Consider the following 20160-nt stretch of genomic DNA (forward strand, 5'->3'; position numbering starts at 1 on the left):
CGGTGATGAAAATAACAGCAGGACAAATAGCGGGCGTTTTAGATGGTGAAGTTGTAGGAGACCCTACAGTGGAGGTCCATAGATTGGCCAAAATTGAAGAAGGAACTGCCGGTTCTCTGACTTTCTTAGCCAATCCAAAATACTTAAGCCACATTTATACTACAAAAGCCTCGGTGGTCATAGTGAATCACACTTTTGAGCCCGAGCACGATTTAGACGCTACTTTGATCAAGGTCAAAGATGCCTATCAGTCCTTTTCTAAATTATTGGAATATTACAACCAAGTGAAATTGATGAAGTCGGGTATAGAACAACCCTCGGTACTTTCCGAAGGCGCGGTTTATGGCGACGATTTATACTTGGGTAGTTTTAGTTATATTGGAAAAAACACACAAATTGGCAACAATGTTAAGATATATCCCAACTCTTTTGTTGGCGATAATGTGGTCATTGGCGACAATACGGTTTTATTTGCTGGTGTTCGCATCTATTCGGAGACCGTTATCGGAAAAAATTGTACGTTGCACTCCGGTACGATTATCGGATCGGATGGTTTTGGCTTTGCACCGGCAGCGGATGGCAGCTATACCAAAGTACCGCAAATCGGCAATGTGGTTATAGAAGACGATGTGGAAATCGGTTCGGGAACCACGGTGGATAGAGCGACCTTGGGGTCGACTATAATCCGAAAAGGCGTAAAATTGGACAATCAAATTCAAATTGCACACAATGTGGAAATTGGAGAGCACACGGTGATTGCTTCGCAAACCGGTGTGGCGGGGTCGACCAAAATAGGCAAATACTGCATTATCGGTGGCCAAGTGGGGATTGTGGGACATATCGTGATCGGCGATCATGTCAAAATACAAGCCCAAACCGGAGTGAGTAGGAGCCTTGGCGATAGCGAATCCGTTCAGGGGTCGCCGCAGTTGCCGTATCACGATTTTTTAAAATCGTATATACACTTTAAGAATTTACCTAAAATCGTTCAAGAAATTGAAGGGTTGAAAAAAAAATAGCACCTTAGCGTTTTCGCAGGTGTAAAAAATGTTTAAAAATAAAATAAACTACTATGGTTAAACAAAAAACCATCCAAAATGAAATTTCCTTAGAAGGAGTTGGACTTCATACCGGACAGCAAGTGAAGATGACCTTGAAGCCAGCACCGATAAACAACGGATTTTCATTTGTACGAATGGATTTGGAGGGATGCCCTGTTATCGAGGCGGACGCTACGTATGTAGTCAATACTCAAAGAGGAACTAATCTGGAAAAAAGAGGCGTTAAGGTACAAACGACAGAACACGTATTGGCGGCTTTAGTCGGTTGTGATTTGGACAATGTTATTATCGAAGTCAATGCTTCTGAACCCCCAATCATGGACGGTTCTTCCAAGTATTTTGTCGAGGCTGTCGAAAGGGCAGGTGTAGTAGAACAAGATGCCGAAAGAGAAGAATACATCGTTAAGGAAGTGATTTCTTACGTGGATGAAGCCTCGGGAAGCGAAATTATTTTAATGCCTTCCGATACCTATCAAGTTACGGCTATGGTCGATTTTGGTACCAAGGTGTTGGGCACGCAAAACGCTACTTTAAAATCGATGAGCGATTTTAAAGACGAAATTGCCAATTCGAGAACGTTTAGTTTTTTACACGAACTCGAGACCTTGTTGTCCCATGGATTGATCAAAGGGGGCGATTTAAACAACGCCATCGTCTATGTCGATAAAGACATATCCGAAGCGACTATGCAAAACCTTAAAGTGGTTTTTGGCAAGGAAACCATCAATGTCAAACCCAACGGTATCTTGGACAACCTGACCCTGCATCATCCCAATGAGGCTGCGCGTCACAAGTTGTTAGATGTCATCGGCGACTTGGCTTTAGTCGGTATACGCATACGCGGAAAAGTCATAGCCAATAAACCGGGACACTTTGTCAATACGCAGTTTGCTAAAAAACTGTCCAAAATTATAAAAGCGGAAAAGAGAAATCAAGTGCCGGTGTACGACCTACACAAGGAGCCCCTGATGGACACGACCCAAATAATGGCCATGTTGCCACACCGTCCACCGTTTTTGTTGGTGGATAAAATCTTAGAAATGTCGGAAACCCACGTAGTGGGACTCAAAAACGTTACGATGAACGAACCGTTCTTCGTTGGTCATTTCCCTGGTGCTCCAGTAATGCCAGGAGTTTTAACGGTAGAAGCCATGGCGCAAACAGGCGGAATCCTCATTTTGAGCTCGGTTCCAGACCCGGAAAATTACCTGACGTATTTCATGAAAATCGACAACGTTAGATTTAAGCATAAAGTTTTACCAGGAGATACTTTGACTTTTAGATTGGAATTGTTATCTCCAATCCGTAGAGGGATTTGTCATATGCAAGCCAATGCCTATGCCAATGGAAAATTGGTCACTGAAGCAGAATTAATGGCGCAAATAGTGAAAAAACAAAACTAAAAAAAGATCGTATGAATCAACCTTTAGCCTATGTCCATCCAGGAGCAAAAATAGCTAAAAATGTAGTGATTGAACCTTTTACAACGATTCATAATAATGTTGAGATTGGAGAGGGAACTTGGATTGGATCCAACGTTACTATCATGGAAGGAGCTAGAATTGGTAAAAATTGCAATATTTTTCCCGGAGCTGTTATTTCAGCTGTTCCTCAAGATTTAAAATTTGGAGGAGAGGATTCCTTGGCCATCATTGGCGACCATACTACAATTCGAGAATGTGTTACGATCAATAGGGGTACTGTAGCCTCTGGAAGAACCACTATCGGATCCCATTGTTTGGTAATGGCTACTGCTCACATTGCACACGACTGTCATATTGGCGACAATGTGATTATCGTGAACGGGGTTTTGCTTGGCGGACACGTTACCGTGGGGAATTATGCTATAATTGGTGGGCTTTCCGCCGTGCATCAATTCATCAATATCGGTGACCATACCATGATTTCTGGCGGCTCACTCCTCAGGAAAGACGTGCCTCCTTATGCCAAAGCGGCTAAGGAACCCCTGTCTTTTATCGGAATCAATTCCGTTGGTTTGAGAAGACGCGGATTTAGCACCGATAAAATTCGCGAAATCCAAGACATCTACCGAATTTTATACCAGAAAAACTACAATACTACTCAGGCTTTGAGCATTATTGAAGCCGACTTTGAGGCGACTCCAGAGCGCGATGAAATCATTATGTTTATTCGAAATTCCTCGAGAGGGATCATGAAGGGATATACAGGAATTTATTAATATATAAAAAAATAAAAAATGGCAAGTACATCAGATATTAGAAACGGATTGTGCATTAAATTCAATAACGATATTTATAAAATCACGGAATTCTTACACGTTAAACCCGGTAAAGGACCTGCTTTTGTTCGTACCAAAATGAAGAGTTTAACCTCGGGAAAGGTATTGGACAATACTTTTTCTGCAGGACATAAAATCGATCCCGTACGCGTGGAAACGCATAAGTTCCAGTTCTTGTACCCAGAAGGTGATCAATTTCACTTTATGCACGTAGAGACTTTCGAACAAATCACCTTGATGAAGAACATCTTGGACGCCCCAGACTTATTAAAAGAAGGCGAAAACGTGATGGTGCAAATCAACACGGAAACCGATATGCCTATTGCTGTAGATATGCCGGCTTCGGTAATCTTAGAAGTGACCTATGCAGAACCAGGTGTAAAGGGCAATACCGCTACCAATGCGACCAAACCCGCTACAGTAGAAACCGGGGCAACGGTAAACGTGCCACTTTTTATCAATGAAGGAGATAAGATTAAAATTGACACTTCCAACGGGGCTTATATCGAGCGCATCAAGGAATAATTAGTTTTTAATCGAAACTTTCAATATATTTAACGCCGATCAATGAGATTTAAAAACGTTCAAGAATTACAGGCTATAGCTGAAATTATAGGATGTAAATTTGTGGGGAAGCCCGAGTTTGAAGTTTACGGGATGAATGAAATTCATGTGGTAACCGAAGGGGAAATTGTCTTTGTAGACCATCCTAAATACTATGATAAAGCCTTGAATTCCAAAGCGACTATCGTATTGATCAATAAAGAGGTGCCCTGTCCTGAGGGAAAGGCATTATTGATTTCAGACGATCCTTTTCGCGATTTCAATACATTATCCAAGTATTTCAATCCTTTTAAACCGGCCCAAACAGCTTTGGCTGTAGACGCTCAGATCGGTGAAGGTACCCAAATCCAACCCAATGTCTTTATTGGCAATGGAGTGGTAATTGGACGAAATTGCACGATTCATCCCCAAGTAGTACTCTATGATGGTACGATTATAGGCGATGATGTCGTGATTCATGCAGGAGCTGTTTTAGGAGCCGATGCCTTTTATTTTAAAAAACGCCCAGAGGGATATGATCCCTTGGTTTCTTGTGGTCGTGTGGTGATAGAAAATCGCGTTTTTATCGGTGCAGCTTGTACCATAGATCGCGGAGTTACTGGAGACACCACCATAGGTGCTGGCACAAAAATAGATAATCAAGTGCATATCGGTCATGATAGTGTCATTGGAAAAAATTGTCTGATCGCCGCACAAACGGGCATTGCCGGTTGTGTAGTCATAGAAGACGAAGTCACGCTTTGGGGACAAGTAGGTACGACTAGTGGCATCACCATCGGTGAAAAAGCCGTGGTACTAGGGCAAACCGGTGTGACCAAATCCCTGGAAGGTGGAAAGGTGTATTTCGGTACCCCAGTAGACGAATCCAGAGAAAAATTAAAGCAATTGGCCAATGTTAAGAAGCTTCCTGAAATTCTAATTAAAGTAAAAAATTTATGATAGCAAAGGATATCGTTGTTAAGTTTTATGAATCAGTAGCAATTCTCAGCAAGAATTACCTCCAAGAGGTCTTGCATGAAGAACTGCTCTTGGACTGGACGAGTTCCAAGGGATTTGTACAACTCGACAAAGACGATATCTTGGCGTTATCTAAGGAAATTCGATTGAATTATTACTCGCTGCGCTGCGAGGTGCACCAGGTAATTGCCGAGGGAAACCAAGTGGCCATTCGCTACACGCATTATGTGAGTACCTTCGAAAATCCCGATGAAGAATTGGTTTTAGCCACCTTTAACGCTACTTGGGAACTCAAAGATGGCCTGCTTTACAGAGGATATCAGATGAGCCACCTGGTAATTTAGGCGTTAGGGAGATATTAAAGCAATAAAAATTTCAGATATTGCTGGGAATTGGCTATTTTTGTATAACGAAATTTTAATAAAAAAAACAAAATCATGAGTGTTTTAGTCAATAAGGATTCAAAAATAATAGTTCAAGGTTTTACGGGTAGTGAAGGTACTTTTCACGCATCTCAAATGATTGAATACGGAACAAATGTCGTAGGTGGAGTAACTCCTGGAAAAGGGGGAACAACGCATTTAGATCGTCCTGTTTTCAATACCGTTCAAGATGCTGTGGATCAAGCTGGAGCTGATACATCTATTATTTTCGTACCACCAGCTTTTGCTGCTGATGCTATTATGGAAGCTGCTGATGCAGGTATCAAAGTAATTATTACCATTACCGAAGGTATTCCTGTAGCTGATATGATTCGTGCGAACAATTATGTAAAAGAAAGAAGCTCTAGATTAATCGGACCTAACTGTCCAGGGGTAATCACTCCAGGTGAAGCTAAAGTGGGCATTATGCCAGGTTTTGTTTTCAAAAAAGGTACTGTAGGTATCGTTTCTAAATCGGGAACGTTAACCTATGAAGCGGCTGACCAAGTGGTTAAACAAGGGTTGGGTATCACTACAGCGATCGGTATCGGTGGAGATCCAATTATTGGAACAACGACCAAAGAAGCGGTTGAATTATTGATGAACGACCCAGAGACTGAAGTAATCATCATGATCGGTGAAATCGGAGGTCAATTGGAGGCCGATGCAGCGCGTTGGATCAAAGAAGACGGAAATAGAAAACCGGTTATCGGATTCATCGCTGGAGAAACGGCTCCTAAAGGAAGAACGATGGGGCATGCTGGTGCTATTGTTGGTGGTGCTGATGATACGGCAGAAGCTAAGAAACGCATCATGAAAGAGTGTGGTATCTACGTAGTAGATTCACCAGCTGAAATCGGTAAAAAAGTAAAAGAAGTTTTAGGATAAACAATTCCTTTAATCGGATTTATAAAAACAACCAGTAATCGCGAGATTACTGGTTGTTTTGTTTTGGGGCTATACGGAGATTTTTGCTGCGATGAAGGGCGAAATCAAGCCCTTATCGGACTAAAATACCGCGAAATAGCTAAAATATTGCTAAATCCGTCCACAATTCAAAAGGGGATATTTATCTTTAGTCTTCCCTGTTAATCAATCTGTCAACTCAATTTAAGATTATGAATAAAATTATAGGATTACTGTTTGTCGCCTTGGTGTGGTCGAGTATGACTTGGGCCCAATCGCAAACGCTGCCTCCGAGTTATCGCGTAGATGCAGCGAATCCCGTAGAGGCTTACCGCGCAGAAGCCGAACGGATTAACAATCTGATGCACACCAAGCTGGATTTAAAGTTTGATTATGCCAAGCAGCAGGTTTTGGGCGAAGCCTGGATTACGCTAAGTCCGCATTTCTATCCGACTGCGGTTTTGGAACTCGATGCCAAGGCCATGCTGATTCATCAGGTGCGCTTGCTGACGGACAAAGGTGAGAAAAAGTTGAAGTTCCACTACGACGGTCTTGTGATTCGCATCGAGTTGGACAAAAGCTATAGCCGCGCAGAGCCCTATACCGTTCATATCGCGTATACGGCCCGTCCCAACGAAGTAGAGGGAACGGGAAGTGCAGCCATCAATGACAATAAGGGGATCTACTTTATCAATCCCTTGGGAACCACCGCGGGATTGCCTACCCAAATTTGGACACAGGGCGAAACGGAATCCGCCTCCTGCTGGTTTCCCACCATCGATAAAACCAATCAAAAGACCACTCAGGAGATCTATCTGACCTATCCTCAAAAATACGTGTCCCTGTCCAACGGATCCTTGGTCAACTCCAAGGTTAATAAAGACGGTACCAAGACCGATTATTGGAAAATGAGCCAAAAACACGCGCCCTATTTGTTTTTTGTGGGCATAGGCGATTATGCCGTTGTAAGGGATAAATGGCGGTCGTTGGATGTCGATTATTACGTAGAGCCCGAATATAGAGAATACGCCCGTGCTATATTTGGAAATACGCCGGAGATGATGGAGTTTTTTTCCAACTTACTCGATTATCCGTATCCCTGGGAAAAGTATGCGCAGATGACCGCAAGACATTATGTGAGTGGCGCCATGGAAAATACCACAGCTTCGTTGTTCAACGATGGGGTGCAGCAAAAGCCCGGACAGCTCATCGATGAAAATACCGCCGAAACCGTTATAGCACACGAGCTTTTTCACCATTGGTTCGGCGATTTGGTCACGGCAGAGAGCTGGTCTAATTTGGCGATGAACGAAGCCTTTGCCAATTATTCCGAATATCTGTGGATCGAGCATAAATACGGCTTTGAAAAGGCCAGTCAGTATTTGTACGACGAAATCGAGGCCTATAAAAACGGAGACCATCTCGACAAGCGCTTGGTGCGCATGCACTACGAATCGCGTGAAGATATGTTTGATGCGGTTACTTACAACAAAGGTGGCGCCATCTTGCACATGTTGAGAAACTTTTTGGGCGACGAAGCCTTTTTTAAAGGTTTGAACAAATACTTGGTCGACAACGCTTACGGCAAAGCGGAATACACCCAATTGCGCTTGGCGCTAGAAGAGGTGAGCGGCCGAGATTTAAATTGGTTTTTTAAGCAGTGGTTTCTCGGTAATGGACAACCGGATTTGACGGTTCGCTCTGAATTTGATTCCAAGGGCAAAAAGCTTCAGATCGACATCGAACAACAGGGGCCGACCTATTTCGAATTTCCTTATGCCGTAGATGTCGTTGTCGACGGCAAACCCATGCGAAAAGAGTTGTGGGTGCCGGCACAAGCAGCGACCTCCTTTGAATGGAGCCTGTCTAAAGCACCGGAGGTGGTGATTTACAACGCCGATCAGGTGTTGCTGTCCAATTTGACCGAGTCGACAAAAACCCTGGCGGAATACCGCGCACAATACCGTGCGGGCAAGGGAAATTACTTGGCGCGCAGACAAGCGGTAGCAGCCTTTGCCGCTGCTCAAACGACAGATGCAGCAGCCTTGGAGAGCCTGTTGTCGGCGTTGACCGATGAAAACGACGGTATCCGAAGCTTGTCGATCAGCAGCTTGGATTTAAATGAGGCCACCGTAGTGGAACAGGCCGTACCACTTTTGCGGGAAGTCGTTAAAAACGACGCCAAAACCCTGGTGCAGGCACAGGCTATCAATGCGTTGAACTACGTAAAACAAAGCGATTTGGACTTGTTGGAAACCGCGCTTAAAAGTCCTTCTTTCCGCGTTCAATCGGCCGCTATAGACGGAATTTTACAAAGCGACCCTCAGCAGTTTTCTCGTTTTGAAAACGGACTAGACCTCGAGATTGTCAAAAATAGCGAGGAGCTCATCAAGGCATTTATCCCGATTTGGATCGCAGAAAATGATCGGTCAAAAGCGGATTTGGTCATTCAGACCGCTGCATTTTACCTAATCGCCAAAAGCCAGCAATACCCCGGTGCCGATTTGTTGGAACGCGGTTTTGAATGGGTGATGGGTAACGATACCGAGGAAGCCACGAAAACCGCCGCACAATTGTACAAGATGTACTACGCTTATTTAAAGACTCAAAATGCGCAAATTGCGAGTATTGTAAAAGTGATGGTCGACAAGGGAATCGCGCTAAAAAAGGCGGCTTATGAGGCCAATGGCAATCCCAATCTAAAACTACAGTGGGAATTATTGCAGGCAACAGCCGATCAACTGAAATAAGGTATGGCATATCTCCTTTGTAATAGGGACAGCCCTCCAGTAAAAAAGCCCGTGAAATTTGAGTTTCACGGGCTTTTTTATAGCTTATTGAATCGGTGCGGGCTTAGTCACTTAAGCCAAACATCAATACTAATTTATTGTTTTTATAGATGTTGAGCGTCTGATCGGCCACGTCATAGCTCAGGCCGTTGCTGTTTAATACAGCGAGAAAGTCTTTCTCTTGCTGAGCTAGTTTTTCGTCCATACAGGCCATTCTCGTGGTTCCTACGCCGCCAAAACCGATGGTTTTTTCCGTGATGTCCAAGGTTCCAAAGAAATTGTTACAGCTGGTTTTGCCGTTTATTTTTTTATTGGCTACATCTAGGGTGAGTTCCGGATGACTCTTTTCAACGGTTTTTCCGTTCAGTTGGATCAGCTTAAATTTTTTGTTGCTGATGTAGGTTAGGGCAGATTTGGCTGCTGTCGGTTTGGAAAAAGTCATCAATACCGCTTTTTTGTGTATCAGCTGCAATTGACCGTCGACCACTTTTAAATCGATTTTTTTGTCGGCTAGAGTTTCTAAGAACTCATCTTCCAATTTCATCAATTCCGGCGGACAGGCCATTAAAGTACCCGCGGCTTGTTGGGTGGTTATTTTGGTTTTTTTCTTATTGGTTTTTACGGCCATCGTAAAACTGTTGCAACCGCTTTTTCCGTAAATGCTGTTTGTTCCGGCGTTAAATTCTACTTTTACGGCATCGGGCAGCACCTTTTTTCCGTTGAGCTCGGTAAGGGTCCAATTTTGGTTCCATACCGCTTGGGAAGCCGCTATTTTGCAAACTTGTTTTTTCAATTTATAACGCTTGGACGAGGCGTCTGCCGGAACTTGGTTTTGGGGCAATACGGTTTCCTCTACCAGCAATTCATATTGGTAACCCGGTTCGTACTCAAACCCCTCTATAGAACTGTAGAACAATTCCCATTCGGTAGCCTGGTCGAATCGCACGTTTAGACAATTCATCGGCGCCACACCTGTACAAGGGGTGGTGGTGTCCTTGACAAAAACGCTTCGGACTACTTGAGCCTGAAGACTTACGGCGGTTACTACGGTGAATAAGGTAACCATCAATGCTCTTTTTTTCATAGTTTTATTTTTATTTCAATTGTGTAAGGGCAAATACTCTGCCAAGATTTTAAAGATTAGATCACCACGGCCGTACCGCTGGCCGTTACCATAAGCATGCTTCCCGACTGACCGATGGTTTCATAGTCCAGGTCGACACCCACAACGGCGTTGGCACCGAGTTGCTTGGCGCGGTTTTGCAATTCGTCCAAAGCCGTGTTTTTAGCCTCGATAACGACCTTCTCATAAGTGGTGGAACGACCGCCAAAAAAATCGGTAAAACTCGCTTTAAAATCCTTAATGGCGTTGGCGCCTATAATGGTTTCACCCGTTACTATGCCTTTGTATTCTTGGATGGGATGCCCCTCTATGGTGGGGGTCGTAGTCATGATCATAAATTTGCGGTTAAAATGGGTATCTAAGATACGGATTTTTTGAATTTTCATGCCCGAACAGGGACGAAATTTCAAAAATAATAGTCGAGGTTCCCGCCTGGCCTAAATCCGACCTTTGTGTAAAAATATTATTTATCGAGCGGAAAAATTTGTACTTTTACCCCCCAAACACAACACTTCATTATGGATCCTAAAGTATTGCTTACTGCTAAAGAGGTCAATATCATTCTGCATCGTTTGGCTTGTCAATTAGTCGAAAAACACCTTGATTTTTCGAATACAATCCTGATCGGAATACAGCCTCGTGGTAAATTTTTTGCCGAGAGAATCAAATCAATTATCGAAAGAGAATACGGCGTCCAAGATATTAGCTTGGGGTTTTTGGATATCACCTTTTTTCGCGACGATTTCCGGAGAAATCTCAAACCTTTAGAAGCCAATAAAACGCAAATCGATTTTTTGGTAGAGAATAAAAAAGTGGTGTTTATCGACGATGTGTTGTATACCGGTAGAAGTATCCGTTCGGCCTTAACGGCCATACAGTCTTTTGGTCGCCCATCGGAAATTGAACTCCTGGTATTGATAGACCGTAGGTTTAGCCGTCATTTGCCCATACAACCCGATTATCGCGGCCGTCAAGTCGATGCGATAAACGACGAAAAGGTATTGGTGAGCTGGGGCGAAGAAGACAGTCAAGAAGACGGGGTGTTTTTGATACAAAACGAGCCGAAAAAGGAAATTTAATAACGTAGAGCAATCCATTGCACGATGAAAGAATTAAGTGTAGACCATTTGTTGGGAATCAAATACATCAATAAAAACGATATTGATTTAATCTTTGAAACTGCCGATCAGTTTAAAGAAGTCATCAATAGACCCATAAAAAAAGTACCCTCTTTACGAGATATTACCATCGCCAATATCTTTTTTGAAAACAGCACCCGGACCAAATTGTCCTTCGAGTTGGCTCAAAAGCGCCTGTCTGCCGATGTCATCAGTTTTTCTGCGGCTCAGTCGTCCGTCAAAAAAGGCGAAACCCTCTTGGATACGGTCAACAACATCTTGGCGATGAAAGTCGATATGGTAGTCATGCGCCACAGTCATGCCGGAGCAGCGCATTTTCTATCGCAAAACGTAAAGGCCAGTATTGTCAATGCCGGCGATGGTGCTCACGAACATCCGACACAGGCCCTTTTAGACAGTTATTCCATTCGGGAGAAATTGGGTGAAGTGGCGGGAAAAAAAGTGGTAATCATCGGCGATGTACTGCATTCCAGAGTGGCGCTATCCAATATATTCGCCCTGCAAATGCAAGGGGCAGAAGTGCGGGTTTGCGGACCTAAAACCCTTATACCAAAACACATCGAAAGCTTGGGCGTTCGGGTCGAACCCGTGTTGAGAAAAGCGTTGGAATGGTGCGATGTAGCCAATGTGCTGCGCGTGCAAAACGAACGTATGGATGTCAACTATTTCCCATCTACTCGCGAATACACCCAGCAATATGGCATAGACAAAAAGCTGTTGGATTCGCTGGATAAAGAAATCGTAATCATGCACCCGGGACCGATTAATCGCGGCGTGGAATTGACTTCCGATGTAGCCGATTCACAGCAATCCATCATCTTGGACCAAGTGGAGAATGGGGTGGCCGTGCGCATGGCTGTGATTTACTTACTCGCTTCAAAAATCAAATAATTAAGCTTACATTAGCTCTTTATAAAAAAGACAGCAGCATGAAAATTAAAGAAAAAGGACATACGCTTTTGATTAAAAAGAACGAGGGCAGCCTCGCGGAATTTATAACGAAAATCAATTCGCAATATGAAACTTTAAAAAAGCACAACCTCGTGATCGATCTATTGGCAGAAGCCGAATTGGATGCGGCAGCAGTTGCGGCCTTTGCCGAGTTGGCCGCCCGACAATCCGAGGCTAAAAAGTCGTTTGTCTTGGTTTCCAATGCGGTAAACTACAATGATTTTGACCAGGAGTTGGTGTTGGTGCCCAGCATACAAGAGGCGCACGATATCATCGAAATGGACGAGATTGAAAGAGATTTGGGATTTTAAGTAGAAAACAACTTTATTAGCCGGCTTTTTTAGCGGTTACTAATTATATTTTGTACTTTCATAGACGGACTCTTTAAATGAAATCATATTGAAATTAACTATACTGGGCTGTTATGCAGCAACCCCAAGAACGATGACCAATCCCACGGCACAGCTCATCGAAATTAAAAACCAGATGTTTTTAATCGATTGTGGCGAGGGAACTCAGGTTCAACTGCGCAAAAAAAAGATTAAATTCTCTAAGATTAATCACATCTTCATCTCCCACCTGCACGGCGACCATTTTTATGGGTTAATCGGGCTGATATCGACTTTTATGTTGTTGAATCGGCAAAACGACTTACACGTATATGGTCCCAAGGGGATCAAAGAGGTGATTTTATTGCAACTGCGGCTGTCCAACTCCTTTACCGGTTACAATTTGTACTTTCACGAATTGGAAAGCAAGGAGAGTGAGGTGGTCTATGAAGACGAACAGCTTACGGTTTCTACCATTCCGCTGGTGCATCGGGTGTATACCAACGGTTACTTATTTCGAGAGAAACCCGGGGAGCGCAAGTTAAAAATCGGTGCCATCGAAGATTTGGGAATCGAAAGCTGTTTCTATCAAAAGATTAAAAACGGCGGTAACATTACCCTGGACGACGGGACCCTGATTCAAAACACGGCGATCACCAACGATCCCGATCCCCCGAAGAGTTATGCCTTTTGTTCGGACACCGTCTATAGCGAAGCGGTAATTCCCATTATCAAAGGAGTGGATGTGTTGTATCACGAAAGCACCTTTTTGGAATCGGAAGCCCATTATACCGAAAGAACCAAGCACAGTACGGCCAAGGAAGCGGCAACCATCGCTCTAAAAGCAGGGGTAAAGCAACTGATTCTCGGACATTATTCCACGCGTTATCCCGATATCAATCAATTTAGAGAGGAGGCCTTGACCGTTTTTCCGCAAGTGAGCTGCGCAGACGATGGAAAAGAATTTGAATTTTAATAACAAAGGTTATGAGTGACTTGAGTAATTACAGAAAATCCTATGAAAAAAGCGCTTTGATCGAAGCAGAGGTCGACGCGAACCCGTTAATGCAGTTTCGCAAGTGGTTTCACGAAGTGGAAGCGTTTGCCGGTATCGAAGAGGTCAATGCCATGTCGGTATCCACTCTGGGCTTGGATGGTTTTCCCAAAGCGCGTATCGTGCTGTTGAAGAAGTACGACGAAAACGGCTTTGTGTTTTTTACCAATTACGATTCGGAAAAGGGAAAGGCGCTTTTGGCACATCCGAAAGTGGGCTTGTCTTTCTTTTGGCCGTCGATGGAACGCCAGGTTATTATCAAAGGCTTTGCGGAAAAGCTGTCTGAACAAAATTCGGACAATTACTTTGATAGCCGCCCGCAGGGCAGTAAACTAGGTGCAGCGGTTTCTCCCCAAAGTGAGGTGATCCCGTCTTACGATTTTTTACTGCAAAAATTGGTGGATTTGGAAGCCGATTCCCAGCAAGGTGACATCCATAGGCCCAAGCATTGGGGGGGATTTGTAGTTAAACCCGTATCGATAGAATTTTGGCAAGGCAGACCCAATCGCTTACACGACCGCATTCGATATCGCTTGCAAGACAATATGGAATGGGAAATAGACCGTTTAGCGCCTTAACTGGCTAAGAAATAAAAAAAGCAGCCGAGGCTGCTTTTTTTGTGGTTATTATTGTTGTTGCTCTAATTGAGTTTGGAAGTCCTGTAGCATTTGTTGGAAGTTTTCCGCACCAAAGAATAGGGTGATATACAAATTGATCATCAGGTTAATACTGCCCAAAATGAGTGCTATAATACAAAGTACCTTTCCGGTATTTAGGTTTTTATAACCCGAATATCCGCTTGGATTGGCCTGGTATAACTTGCCGCTTTTATGAGCTAAAAACAAGCCGATTATCGCCGGAATCAAACCAACACCCCAGCAACAGCACATGACTAATGAGGAAATACCTAAGACCAGTACGGTGTCGGAATGGGGTAATTTTTGTGTAAATTGTTGATCCATTTTTTATGTGTTAAGTTAGATAGAATATTTTTAAAATATAGGAAGTAGCCATGATTAGCGCATTGATAAGGGCTAAGCCGATGATTATTTTGTGATAATTTCGAGATAAATCGATAAAATTTAAAAAGACTGCTCCAAAAAATAAAAGTAAGGTGTAAATTGCGGGAAACATATAAAAAGCTTTGACAAATTCCCCTTGAGTGATTAAAACCATAGCGCGTTGAGTGCCACAGCCTAAGCAGTCTATACCGAATATAGATTTGTTGAGACAGGGCAGCAGGAGCTTTTCCATAATGGGCGTTTTAATTTATAGCAATTTTACAAAAAATAATTGTAATTAAATAATTAGTACAATTTTTTAAAGTTCTTTATTTTTGGTAAATCTATCCGATGAATACAGCGGTATGTGCTGCGGTTCGGACAAGTGGTGATAGGACCAGCAGTAATGCGGGATAAAAGCAGCTCACCCTAATAAAAACACAATTAATCCATGAAAATACTCTATATCATCGTTACCTTGCTCTTTATAGGTTGGGCCTTTTACGAGCAAACACAAGTTCATCCCAATATCTGGATTCAGGTAGTGGGTGTGATTTTGTTTTTTTACGGCATGATGCGTTTGATGTCAAAAGTACCCAGTAACCATACCTCAGTGACAAAGGCAAAAAGCTCAGAAGAAAATGATAAGTAAAGGAGATCAAGTAGCGGTTTTGGATGAAGATCAAAACGGCATCGTAGTAGCGGTTAACCAAACGGAGGTGACCATAGAAACCGAAGACGGTTTTTTGCTAAAATATCAAATGCGCGAACTGCTGAAAATCGGAGATACCTCCGAGTTAAAGCAGGCGGCGACCCTGTCGTCTATTTCTGCGGCCTTGTTGGAAAAGCAAAGCAGCGCAAAGCGTTCCTTTGTCAAGGAAAAGAAATCGAAAAAAGAGGAGTTCGTCATGGAGGTCGATTTGCATATCGAAAAACTCGTACCTTCTTTTAGGGGAATGAGCAACCACGATATATTGACCTTGCAGGTCGATACCGCTAAGGGGCAAGTCGAGTTTGCCATTCGCAATAAAATACCGCGTATCGTCTTTATTCACGGTGTGGGAGAAGGAATCTTAAAATTGGAGTTGGACTATATGTTTGCCCGTTATCCCGAAGTGATTTTCGAAGACGCCAATTATCAGAAATACGGCCTGGGCGCTACCCAAGTATATATCAAACAAAATCCCAACCGTTAAGGTTGGGATTTTGTTTATAAGCTGGTAGTGATTTCTCCATAGGGCACTAGCGCTCTTGTAAAGCTGCGACCCTCTTTGGTAAAGGTTACATTTTCTAGAGACAGTTTGTGCAAAAACTCCACTTTTCCACTTGGGGCATTTTCTCCTTGTGTGACTTCGGTAGTCACGATTACAAGCGTTCCCGAGGTCGATTTCCAATTTTCGATCTCTATGGTATCTCCAAATTCCGTTTCGTCCGTACAGGCTTTCTCCGCATTGATTGCTCCGCCTTTGGCATCAAATACTTTATAGATAAGATTGTTGGTGTCGTTTAATGAAACGGTCTTGGTCGCCGCAACATTCTCGATAACACCGTTGCCGATGTTTAACAGTAGGGCTTCGGTATCGTTATTGACCACCAAGCGCGTGGCGTCGATCAGGTTGCAGTTTTTTACTTTGCCGATAAACTTAAAGGTTAAGGCGATGTCCTTGTACTTGTATTCGCCAAAGGAAAAATTGTTTTGATTGATCGTTTGATCACCGTCTTTAAAGCTGATGTTTTCAAATAAAAATCTGTAGAAGTACGAGAGCACCGTAGGGGATTCCAATTCCTCTTTTTCTTGGGTGCGCACATCTCGGGTAATCAATACTGTTCCACCTGCATTCGCCGTCATTTCGGATACGATTACGGGTTTGGCCGGAGGCAAGGTCTCGCAAATGGACTTGCTATCGGCATTTTCGTCGTAAGTCCTGTAGAGCAGTTCTAACGCACTGCCGATTTCAACCACTTTGGTCTCGCCCAGTTTAAAGTTCTTTTCGTGCAATAAATTGGGTTCTGCCTTCAGAATCATCATGTCTTTGGCGTTGGTCTTATAGTACAAGTCTTTGGTCGCACACTTTTGAATCGCGTTACTCTCAAAATTCATCTCCTTATAAACAATATCGCCGTCGTTACAAGCGCTTAAAAACAAAGCCAATACGCCGAAGCTCAACATTTTTTTCATCTCTTATTCCTATTTTATTATCGGTGCGTCTATCGCATCTCGTCATCGGATTAAGAACCTTTTGGTGCTATCCATGCCGCAATTTTAACTGCACCCATTATCTTTCAACAAAAATAAGTTATTTCTCGATAGAAATGCTAACTATAACGACCTAGATTTTTTAGAAAACGGTATATTTGAAATCTAAAAATTATGTTAATGAAAGAGACTGCTGAAACCACCACGGTTATCAAAACGAATTATCCGGCCTTATACACTTTAGTGACGGTTTTTTTCTTTTGGGGATTTTTTGCTGCGGGCAATAGTATTTTTATTCCCTTTTGCAAGAATTATTTTTCCCTGGATCAATTTCAATCCCAATTAATCGATTTTGCGTTTTATACGGCCTATTACTTGGGTTCACTGCTCTTATTCGTCTTTAGTGCGGTTAAGGGAAAGGATTTGGTTTCTCAATGGGGCTACAAGCGCAGCATAGTCTATGGCTTGTTGTTTTCTACCGCTGGTGCCGCTGCGATGATATGGGCGGTACAATCCAATGTATACACCGCCTTGTTAATCGGTTTATTTATCGTGGCCTTGGGTTTTTCACTACAGCAAATTGCGGCAAATCCCTTTGCTATCCTATTGGGGAATCCCAAAACGGGGGCGAGTCGGGTAAACCTCGGTGGCGGAGTCAATTCATTGGGAACCACCATAGGTCCCTTAATCGTGGCTTTTGTGCTGTTCGGCAGTACCTCCTCGATTACGGACGACCAAATCAAGCATTTGAGCCTCGACAAGATGAGTTTGCTCTACGGTGCCGTTGGAATATTGTTTGTCGTAGCGGCAGCGCTGTTTTACTTTTCCAAGAAAGTACCGGCGGGAATTATCGAAGAACCGATAGAAAAGGCTCATAAGGCCCTAAAACTACTCTTGGTGATGACGGTGTTGCTATTATTGGTCTTTATACCGGTTTTCAAAACCTATAAAAGCCCGGAAAACGCCCGCGTACTGGCGTTGGAATCCATTTTGGAAAAGGAGCAACTCGCGCTGCAAACCCTGGATTTGACCGCTGAAGAATTGGCGAAACGGCAGTTGGAAATCGGCCAATTGCAGCAGGATATTCAGGTGGTCAAGCAGCCGATAGAACACCAGCGCATGCTGTGGCTAACACTGGGCTTGGTCGTTATTTTGGGTTCCCTGTTCTTTGCGTATAAAGGCAGCCAAAAGAAGCGCGAAGGTTGGGGAGCCATGCAATACCCCCAATTGGTTTTGGGGATGGTTGCTTTGTTTGCGTATATCGGTGCAGAAGTGGGCATTGGAAGCAATTTGGGCGAACTGCTCAAATTGGATGCCTTTGGCGGTTTGCACTCCTCGGAAATAGCCCCTTATATCTCGATGTATTGGGGCAGTTTAATGATCGGTCGCTGGGCTGGAGCAGTCAGTGTATTTGCCTTGACCGGTTATAAGAAAAACGTTGCGCTCATCGTGGTGCCGCTGTTGGCCTTTGGAGTTATATTGGGGGTAAATATCTTGGCGGGAAATCAGATGGAGCCCTTGTATTATTACATCATCTGCGTGCTGATTCAAATTGCCTTCTCGTTTATGAGCAAAGACCGTTCGGCGCGAACCCTGTTGCTGTTTAGCGTATTGGGAGTGTCGGCAATGACAGTCGGATTGCTGTCGGAAGGCATGGTGGCGATTTATGCCTTTTTAGCCGGCGGTCTGGCCTGTAGTATTATGTGGCCGGCCATCTTTAATCTCGCGATTATCGGTTTGGGCAAATACACCGCTCAGGGATCGGCATTTTTGATTATGATGATTTTGGGCGGCGGAATCATTCCGCCGATTCAGGGCAAGTTGGCCGATATCATCGGGATACACAATTCCTATTGGATTCCCTTGTTGTGCTTTGGATATTTACTAGTCTTTGCCGTAGTTGTCAAAAAAGTGCTTTTAAAGCAGCGCATCGACATCGACGCCTTAGACAGTTAAAAGACGAACGACTTTTAAAAGTTAGTCGTTTATAGTACTAAAGTTCTGGAAATAAGATTAATTTTGCCCAAGACTGTGAAAAAGAGAAAATCGAGAGAATTTTACGACAAAGAAATGGCGAATACCTTTCAAATTGTTACTCAGTTTATTAATTTTGTAGTCGGACGCTGTTTTTTAGAATAGCGCTTAAAAAATAACTAATAAAGGTTGCATGGGTCCGGGGTAAAGCATACGCCGATTTGGACAGCCGCTATATAAAAAAATGAAACAGGTATATCTTGACAATGCCGCTACTACCTCTCTTAGACCAGAGGTCATTGCTGAAATGATCAAAGTGCTTTCTGAAGAATACGGAAATCCATCATCGACTTATTCGGTGGGAAGGAGAGCCAAATCGCTGATCGAAGCCTCGAGAAAGAGCATCGCTAAGCAATTAAAGGTTTCCTCGTCGGAGATTATTTTTATCTCCTGCGGTACCGAAGCCAACAACTGGATTATCCGCTCTGCGGTGCGCGACCTCAAAGTGCAGCGAATCATTACTTCTAAAATGGAACACCATGCGGTTTTGTATGCAGCCAAGCAAATGCAGCGCGAATACGATATCGATTTGGAGTTTGTCAACATACTGCCCAATAGCGAAATCGATTATGCGCAGTTGGAGCGCCTATTGGCCGATGAAATTCCTACCTTGGTGAGTTTGATGCACGTCAATAATGAGGTGGGAACCGAATTGGATTTAAAGAGAGTGGCTGAATTATGTCAGAAACACCGGGCTTTATTTCATTGCGATACCGTACAATCCGTAGGAAAAACCGAAATGGATTTACAGGAGTTACCCATAGATTTTATCGTGGCAAGTGCCCATAAATTTCACGGCCCCAAGGGAATCGGATTTGCCTTTATTCGCAAGAATAACGTGTTGAAACCCATGATTTTTGGGGGCGAGCAGGAAAAGGGTATGCGTGCGGGCACCGAAGCAGTACACCAAGTGGTGGGTATGGCCAAGGCTTTTGAAATCTCTTATGAGAATTTAGAGGTGGAGCGCGACCACATTCGAGCGATAAAAAATTATTGCCAAACCAAACTCAAAGAGGTTTTTCCCGAAGTGAGTTTCAACGGAAATCAAACGGGTTTTTACAATATCGTCAACGTATCGCTACCGCTATCGGAAGAGAAGGCGGCGATGATGTTGTTTCAGCTGGATATGAAGGGCATCGCGGTGTCGCGTGGAAGCGCCTGCCAGTCTGGAAGTCAGAAGCCCTCTCACGTATTGTCGGAATTTTTGAGCGAGGCCGAATTGAAAAAGCCCAGCTTGAGAGTCTCTTTTAGCCACGAAACCACTTGCGAGGATATCGATATACTAATCGAAGTTTTACAAGGCGTTTAAGCAAAAAATCTACTGCTGCGGCAGTAGATTTTTTGTTGTTTTTAACCGAAAATAAAACCAAATA

22 protein-coding genes are annotated in these 20160 nt (G+C 43.5%); 17 read left to right on the forward strand and 5 right to left on the reverse strand.

Features of this window, described 5'->3' with window-relative positions; all coding sequences use genetic code 11:
* The first annotated feature begins 5 nt into the window (after positions 1-5).
* The 8 genes from lpxD to ACQZ43_RS10375 all read left to right on the forward strand — a co-directional run bounded on the left by lpxD (position 6) and on the right by ACQZ43_RS10375 (position 8920).
* A complete protein-coding gene (gene lpxD / locus ACQZ43_RS10340; protein ID WP_430612346.1) occupies positions 6-1019 on the forward strand; it encodes a UDP-3-O-(3-hydroxymyristoyl)glucosamine N-acyltransferase in 1014 nt (337 codons plus the stop codon).
* A 53-nt stretch (positions 1020-1072) separates the two neighbouring features.
* Positions 1073-2464 (forward strand): bifunctional UDP-3-O-[3-hydroxymyristoyl] N-acetylglucosamine deacetylase/3-hydroxyacyl-ACP dehydratase, encoded by a 1392-nt coding sequence (locus tag ACQZ43_RS10345; RefSeq protein ID WP_430612348.1) that lies wholly within the window; start codon positions 1073-1075, stop codon positions 2462-2464.
* Positions 2465-2475: 11 nt separating this feature from the next.
* Positions 2476-3261, forward strand: coding sequence for an acyl-ACP--UDP-N-acetylglucosamine O-acyltransferase (gene lpxA / locus ACQZ43_RS10350; RefSeq protein ID WP_430612350.1), 786 nt, complete (start codon positions 2476-2478; stop codon positions 3259-3261).
* An 18-nt stretch (positions 3262-3279) separates the two neighbouring features.
* Positions 3280-3846: an elongation factor P gene (gene efp, locus ACQZ43_RS10355; protein ID WP_430612352.1), complete on the forward strand. Its 567-nt coding sequence runs from the start codon at positions 3280-3282 to the stop codon at positions 3844-3846.
* 42 nt (positions 3847-3888) lie between these two features.
* On the forward strand, positions 3889-4824 hold the full coding sequence (locus tag ACQZ43_RS10360) for a UDP-3-O-(3-hydroxymyristoyl)glucosamine N-acyltransferase (protein ID WP_430612354.1): 936 nt from the start codon (positions 3889-3891) through the stop codon (positions 4822-4824).
* A complete protein-coding gene (locus ACQZ43_RS10365; RefSeq protein ID WP_430612356.1) occupies positions 4821-5186 on the forward strand; it encodes a nuclear transport factor 2 family protein in 366 nt (121 codons plus the stop codon). Before ACQZ43_RS10360 ends, ACQZ43_RS10365 begins: the two co-directional genes overlap by 4 nt.
* A 93-nt stretch (positions 5187-5279) precedes the next feature.
* A complete protein-coding gene (sucD, locus tag ACQZ43_RS10370; protein WP_430612358.1) occupies positions 5280-6152 on the forward strand; it encodes a succinate--CoA ligase subunit alpha in 873 nt (290 codons plus the stop codon).
* Positions 6153-6382: 230 nt separating this feature from the next.
* A complete protein-coding gene (locus ACQZ43_RS10375) occupies positions 6383-8920 on the forward strand; it encodes a M1 family aminopeptidase (RefSeq protein WP_430612360.1) in 2538 nt (845 codons plus the stop codon).
* Positions 8921-9023: 103 nt separating this feature from the next.
* Here ACQZ43_RS10375 and ACQZ43_RS10380 read toward each other — a convergent pair whose 3' ends face one another.
* Together ACQZ43_RS10380 and ACQZ43_RS10385 are read right to left on the reverse strand one after the other, a co-directional pair.
* Positions 9024-10043: an META domain-containing protein gene (locus ACQZ43_RS10380; protein ID WP_430612362.1), complete on the reverse strand. Its 1020-nt coding sequence runs from the start codon at positions 10041-10043 to the stop codon at positions 9024-9026.
* Positions 10044-10099: 56 nt separating this feature from the next.
* Positions 10100-10417 (reverse strand): YbjQ family protein, encoded by a 318-nt coding sequence (locus ACQZ43_RS10385; protein ID WP_430615654.1) that lies wholly within the window; start codon positions 10415-10417, stop codon positions 10100-10102.
* 183 nt (positions 10418-10600) lie between these two features.
* Here ACQZ43_RS10385 and pyrR point away from each other — a divergent pair, with 183 nt between their 5' ends.
* The 5 genes from pyrR (at position 10601) to pdxH (ending at position 14133) form a co-directional block, all read left to right on the forward strand.
* Positions 10601-11161 carry a bifunctional pyr operon transcriptional regulator/uracil phosphoribosyltransferase PyrR gene (gene pyrR, locus ACQZ43_RS10390; protein WP_430612364.1) on the forward strand — a complete coding sequence of 187 codons (561 nt, stop codon included), beginning with the start codon at positions 10601-10603 and terminating at the stop codon, positions 11159-11161.
* A gap of 24 nt (positions 11162-11185) precedes the next feature.
* Positions 11186-12112, forward strand: coding sequence for an aspartate carbamoyltransferase catalytic subunit (locus ACQZ43_RS10395; RefSeq protein ID WP_430612366.1), 927 nt, complete (start codon positions 11186-11188; stop codon positions 12110-12112).
* Between the two features lie 38 nt (positions 12113-12150).
* The gene (locus tag ACQZ43_RS10400; protein WP_430612368.1) at positions 12151-12483 is read left to right on the forward strand and encodes a ribonuclease Z; all 333 of its coding nucleotides are present in this window, start codon (positions 12151-12153) and stop codon (positions 12481-12483) included.
* Between the two features lie 88 nt (positions 12484-12571).
* Positions 12572-13477: a ribonuclease Z gene (locus tag ACQZ43_RS10405; RefSeq protein ID WP_430612370.1), complete on the forward strand. Its 906-nt coding sequence runs from the start codon at positions 12572-12574 to the stop codon at positions 13475-13477.
* A gap of 11 nt (positions 13478-13488) precedes the next feature.
* Positions 13489-14133 carry a pyridoxamine 5'-phosphate oxidase gene (gene pdxH / locus ACQZ43_RS10410; RefSeq protein ID WP_430612372.1) on the forward strand — a complete coding sequence of 215 codons (645 nt, stop codon included), beginning with the start codon at positions 13489-13491 and terminating at the stop codon, positions 14131-14133.
* 48 nt (positions 14134-14181) lie between these two features.
* Here the strand turns inward: pdxH and ACQZ43_RS10415 are convergent, their stop codons facing one another.
* Both ACQZ43_RS10415 and ACQZ43_RS10420 read right to left on the reverse strand, forming a co-directional pair.
* Positions 14182-14517: a CCC motif membrane protein gene (locus ACQZ43_RS10415; protein ID WP_430612374.1), complete on the reverse strand. Its 336-nt coding sequence runs from the start codon at positions 14515-14517 to the stop codon at positions 14182-14184.
* Positions 14518-14527: 10 nt separating this feature from the next.
* Positions 14528-14809, reverse strand: coding sequence for a DUF2752 domain-containing protein (locus ACQZ43_RS10420; RefSeq protein ID WP_430612376.1), 282 nt, complete (start codon positions 14807-14809; stop codon positions 14528-14530).
* A gap of 198 nt (positions 14810-15007) precedes the next feature.
* On the opposite strand from ACQZ43_RS10420, the gene ACQZ43_RS10425 reads away from it, so the two are divergent.
* Positions 15008-15208 (forward strand): hypothetical protein, encoded by a 201-nt coding sequence (locus ACQZ43_RS10425; RefSeq protein WP_430612378.1) that lies wholly within the window; start codon positions 15008-15010, stop codon positions 15206-15208.
* Complete coding sequence (locus tag ACQZ43_RS10430; protein WP_430612380.1) at positions 15198-15752, forward strand: Smr/MutS family protein; 555 nt, start codon at positions 15198-15200, stop codon at positions 15750-15752. The genes ACQZ43_RS10425 and ACQZ43_RS10430 overlap by 11 nt, the downstream gene beginning before the upstream one ends.
* A gap of 14 nt (positions 15753-15766) precedes the next feature.
* Here the strand turns inward: ACQZ43_RS10430 and ACQZ43_RS10435 are convergent, their stop codons facing one another.
* On the reverse strand, positions 15767-16735 hold the full coding sequence (locus ACQZ43_RS10435) for a hypothetical protein (RefSeq protein WP_430612382.1): 969 nt from the start codon (positions 16733-16735) through the stop codon (positions 15767-15769).
* A gap of 198 nt (positions 16736-16933) precedes the next feature.
* Between ACQZ43_RS10435 and ACQZ43_RS10440 the strand changes: the two genes are divergently transcribed.
* Both ACQZ43_RS10440 and ACQZ43_RS10445 read left to right on the forward strand, forming a co-directional pair.
* Positions 16934-18709, forward strand: a complete 1776-nt coding sequence (locus tag ACQZ43_RS10440; RefSeq protein WP_430612384.1) for an MFS transporter — start codon at positions 16934-16936, stop codon at positions 18707-18709.
* Between the two features lie 262 nt (positions 18710-18971).
* Positions 18972-20096 carry a cysteine desulfurase family protein gene (locus tag ACQZ43_RS10445; protein ID WP_430612386.1) on the forward strand — a complete coding sequence of 375 codons (1125 nt, stop codon included), beginning with the start codon at positions 18972-18974 and terminating at the stop codon, positions 20094-20096.
* Positions 20097-20160 lie beyond the last annotated feature (64 nt).

This window comes from Flavobacterium sp. JP2137 (genome assembly GCF_050562195.1).
GTDB lineage: Bacteria > Bacteroidota > Bacteroidia > Flavobacteriales > Flavobacteriaceae > Flavobacterium.

What these genes read in the sequence shown, in the direction of transcription:
- lpxD (WP_430612346.1), top strand. Translation starts at nt 6, where the DNA reads ATGAAAATAACAGCAGGACAAATAGCGGGCGTTTTAGATGGTGAAGTT.
- ACQZ43_RS10345 (WP_430612348.1), top strand. Translation starts at nt 1,073, where the DNA reads ATGGTTAAACAAAAAACCATCCAAAATGAAATTTCCTTAGAAGGAGTT.
- lpxA (WP_430612350.1), top strand. Translation starts at nt 2,476, where the DNA reads ATGAATCAACCTTTAGCCTATGTCCATCCAGGAGCAAAAATAGCTAAA.
- efp (WP_430612352.1), top strand. Translation starts at nt 3,280, where the DNA reads ATGGCAAGTACATCAGATATTAGAAACGGATTGTGCATTAAATTCAAT.
- ACQZ43_RS10360 (WP_430612354.1), top strand. Translation starts at nt 3,889, where the DNA reads ATGAGATTTAAAAACGTTCAAGAATTACAGGCTATAGCTGAAATTATA.
- ACQZ43_RS10365 (WP_430612356.1), top strand. Translation starts at nt 4,821, where the DNA reads ATGATAGCAAAGGATATCGTTGTTAAGTTTTATGAATCAGTAGCAATT.
- sucD (WP_430612358.1), top strand. Translation starts at nt 5,280, where the DNA reads ATGAGTGTTTTAGTCAATAAGGATTCAAAAATAATAGTTCAAGGTTTT.
- ACQZ43_RS10375 (WP_430612360.1), top strand. Translation starts at nt 6,383, where the DNA reads ATGAATAAAATTATAGGATTACTGTTTGTCGCCTTGGTGTGGTCGAGT.
- ACQZ43_RS10380 (WP_430612362.1), bottom strand. Translation starts at nt 10,043, where the DNA reads ATGAAAAAAAGAGCATTGATGGTTACCTTATTCACCGTAGTAACCGCC.
- ACQZ43_RS10385 (WP_430615654.1), bottom strand. Translation starts at nt 10,417, where the DNA reads ATGATCATGACTACGACCCCCACCATAGAGGGGCATCCCATCCAAGAA.
- pyrR (WP_430612364.1), top strand. Translation starts at nt 10,601, where the DNA reads ATGGATCCTAAAGTATTGCTTACTGCTAAAGAGGTCAATATCATTCTG.
- ACQZ43_RS10395 (WP_430612366.1), top strand. Translation starts at nt 11,186, where the DNA reads ATGAAAGAATTAAGTGTAGACCATTTGTTGGGAATCAAATACATCAAT.
- ACQZ43_RS10400 (WP_430612368.1), top strand. Translation starts at nt 12,151, where the DNA reads ATGAAAATTAAAGAAAAAGGACATACGCTTTTGATTAAAAAGAACGAG.
- pdxH (WP_430612372.1), top strand. Translation starts at nt 13,489, where the DNA reads ATGAGTGACTTGAGTAATTACAGAAAATCCTATGAAAAAAGCGCTTTG.
- ACQZ43_RS10415 (WP_430612374.1), bottom strand. Translation starts at nt 14,517, where the DNA reads ATGGATCAACAATTTACACAAAAATTACCCCATTCCGACACCGTACTG.
- ACQZ43_RS10420 (WP_430612376.1), bottom strand. Translation starts at nt 14,809, where the DNA reads ATGGAAAAGCTCCTGCTGCCCTGTCTCAACAAATCTATATTCGGTATA.
- ACQZ43_RS10425 (WP_430612378.1), top strand. Translation starts at nt 15,008, where the DNA reads ATGAAAATACTCTATATCATCGTTACCTTGCTCTTTATAGGTTGGGCC.
- ACQZ43_RS10430 (WP_430612380.1), top strand. Translation starts at nt 15,198, where the DNA reads ATGATAAGTAAAGGAGATCAAGTAGCGGTTTTGGATGAAGATCAAAAC.
- ACQZ43_RS10435 (WP_430612382.1), bottom strand. Translation starts at nt 16,735, where the DNA reads ATGAAAAAAATGTTGAGCTTCGGCGTATTGGCTTTGTTTTTAAGCGCT.
- ACQZ43_RS10440 (WP_430612384.1), top strand. Translation starts at nt 16,934, where the DNA reads ATGAAAGAGACTGCTGAAACCACCACGGTTATCAAAACGAATTATCCG.
- ACQZ43_RS10445 (WP_430612386.1), top strand. Translation starts at nt 18,972, where the DNA reads ATGAAACAGGTATATCTTGACAATGCCGCTACTACCTCTCTTAGACCA.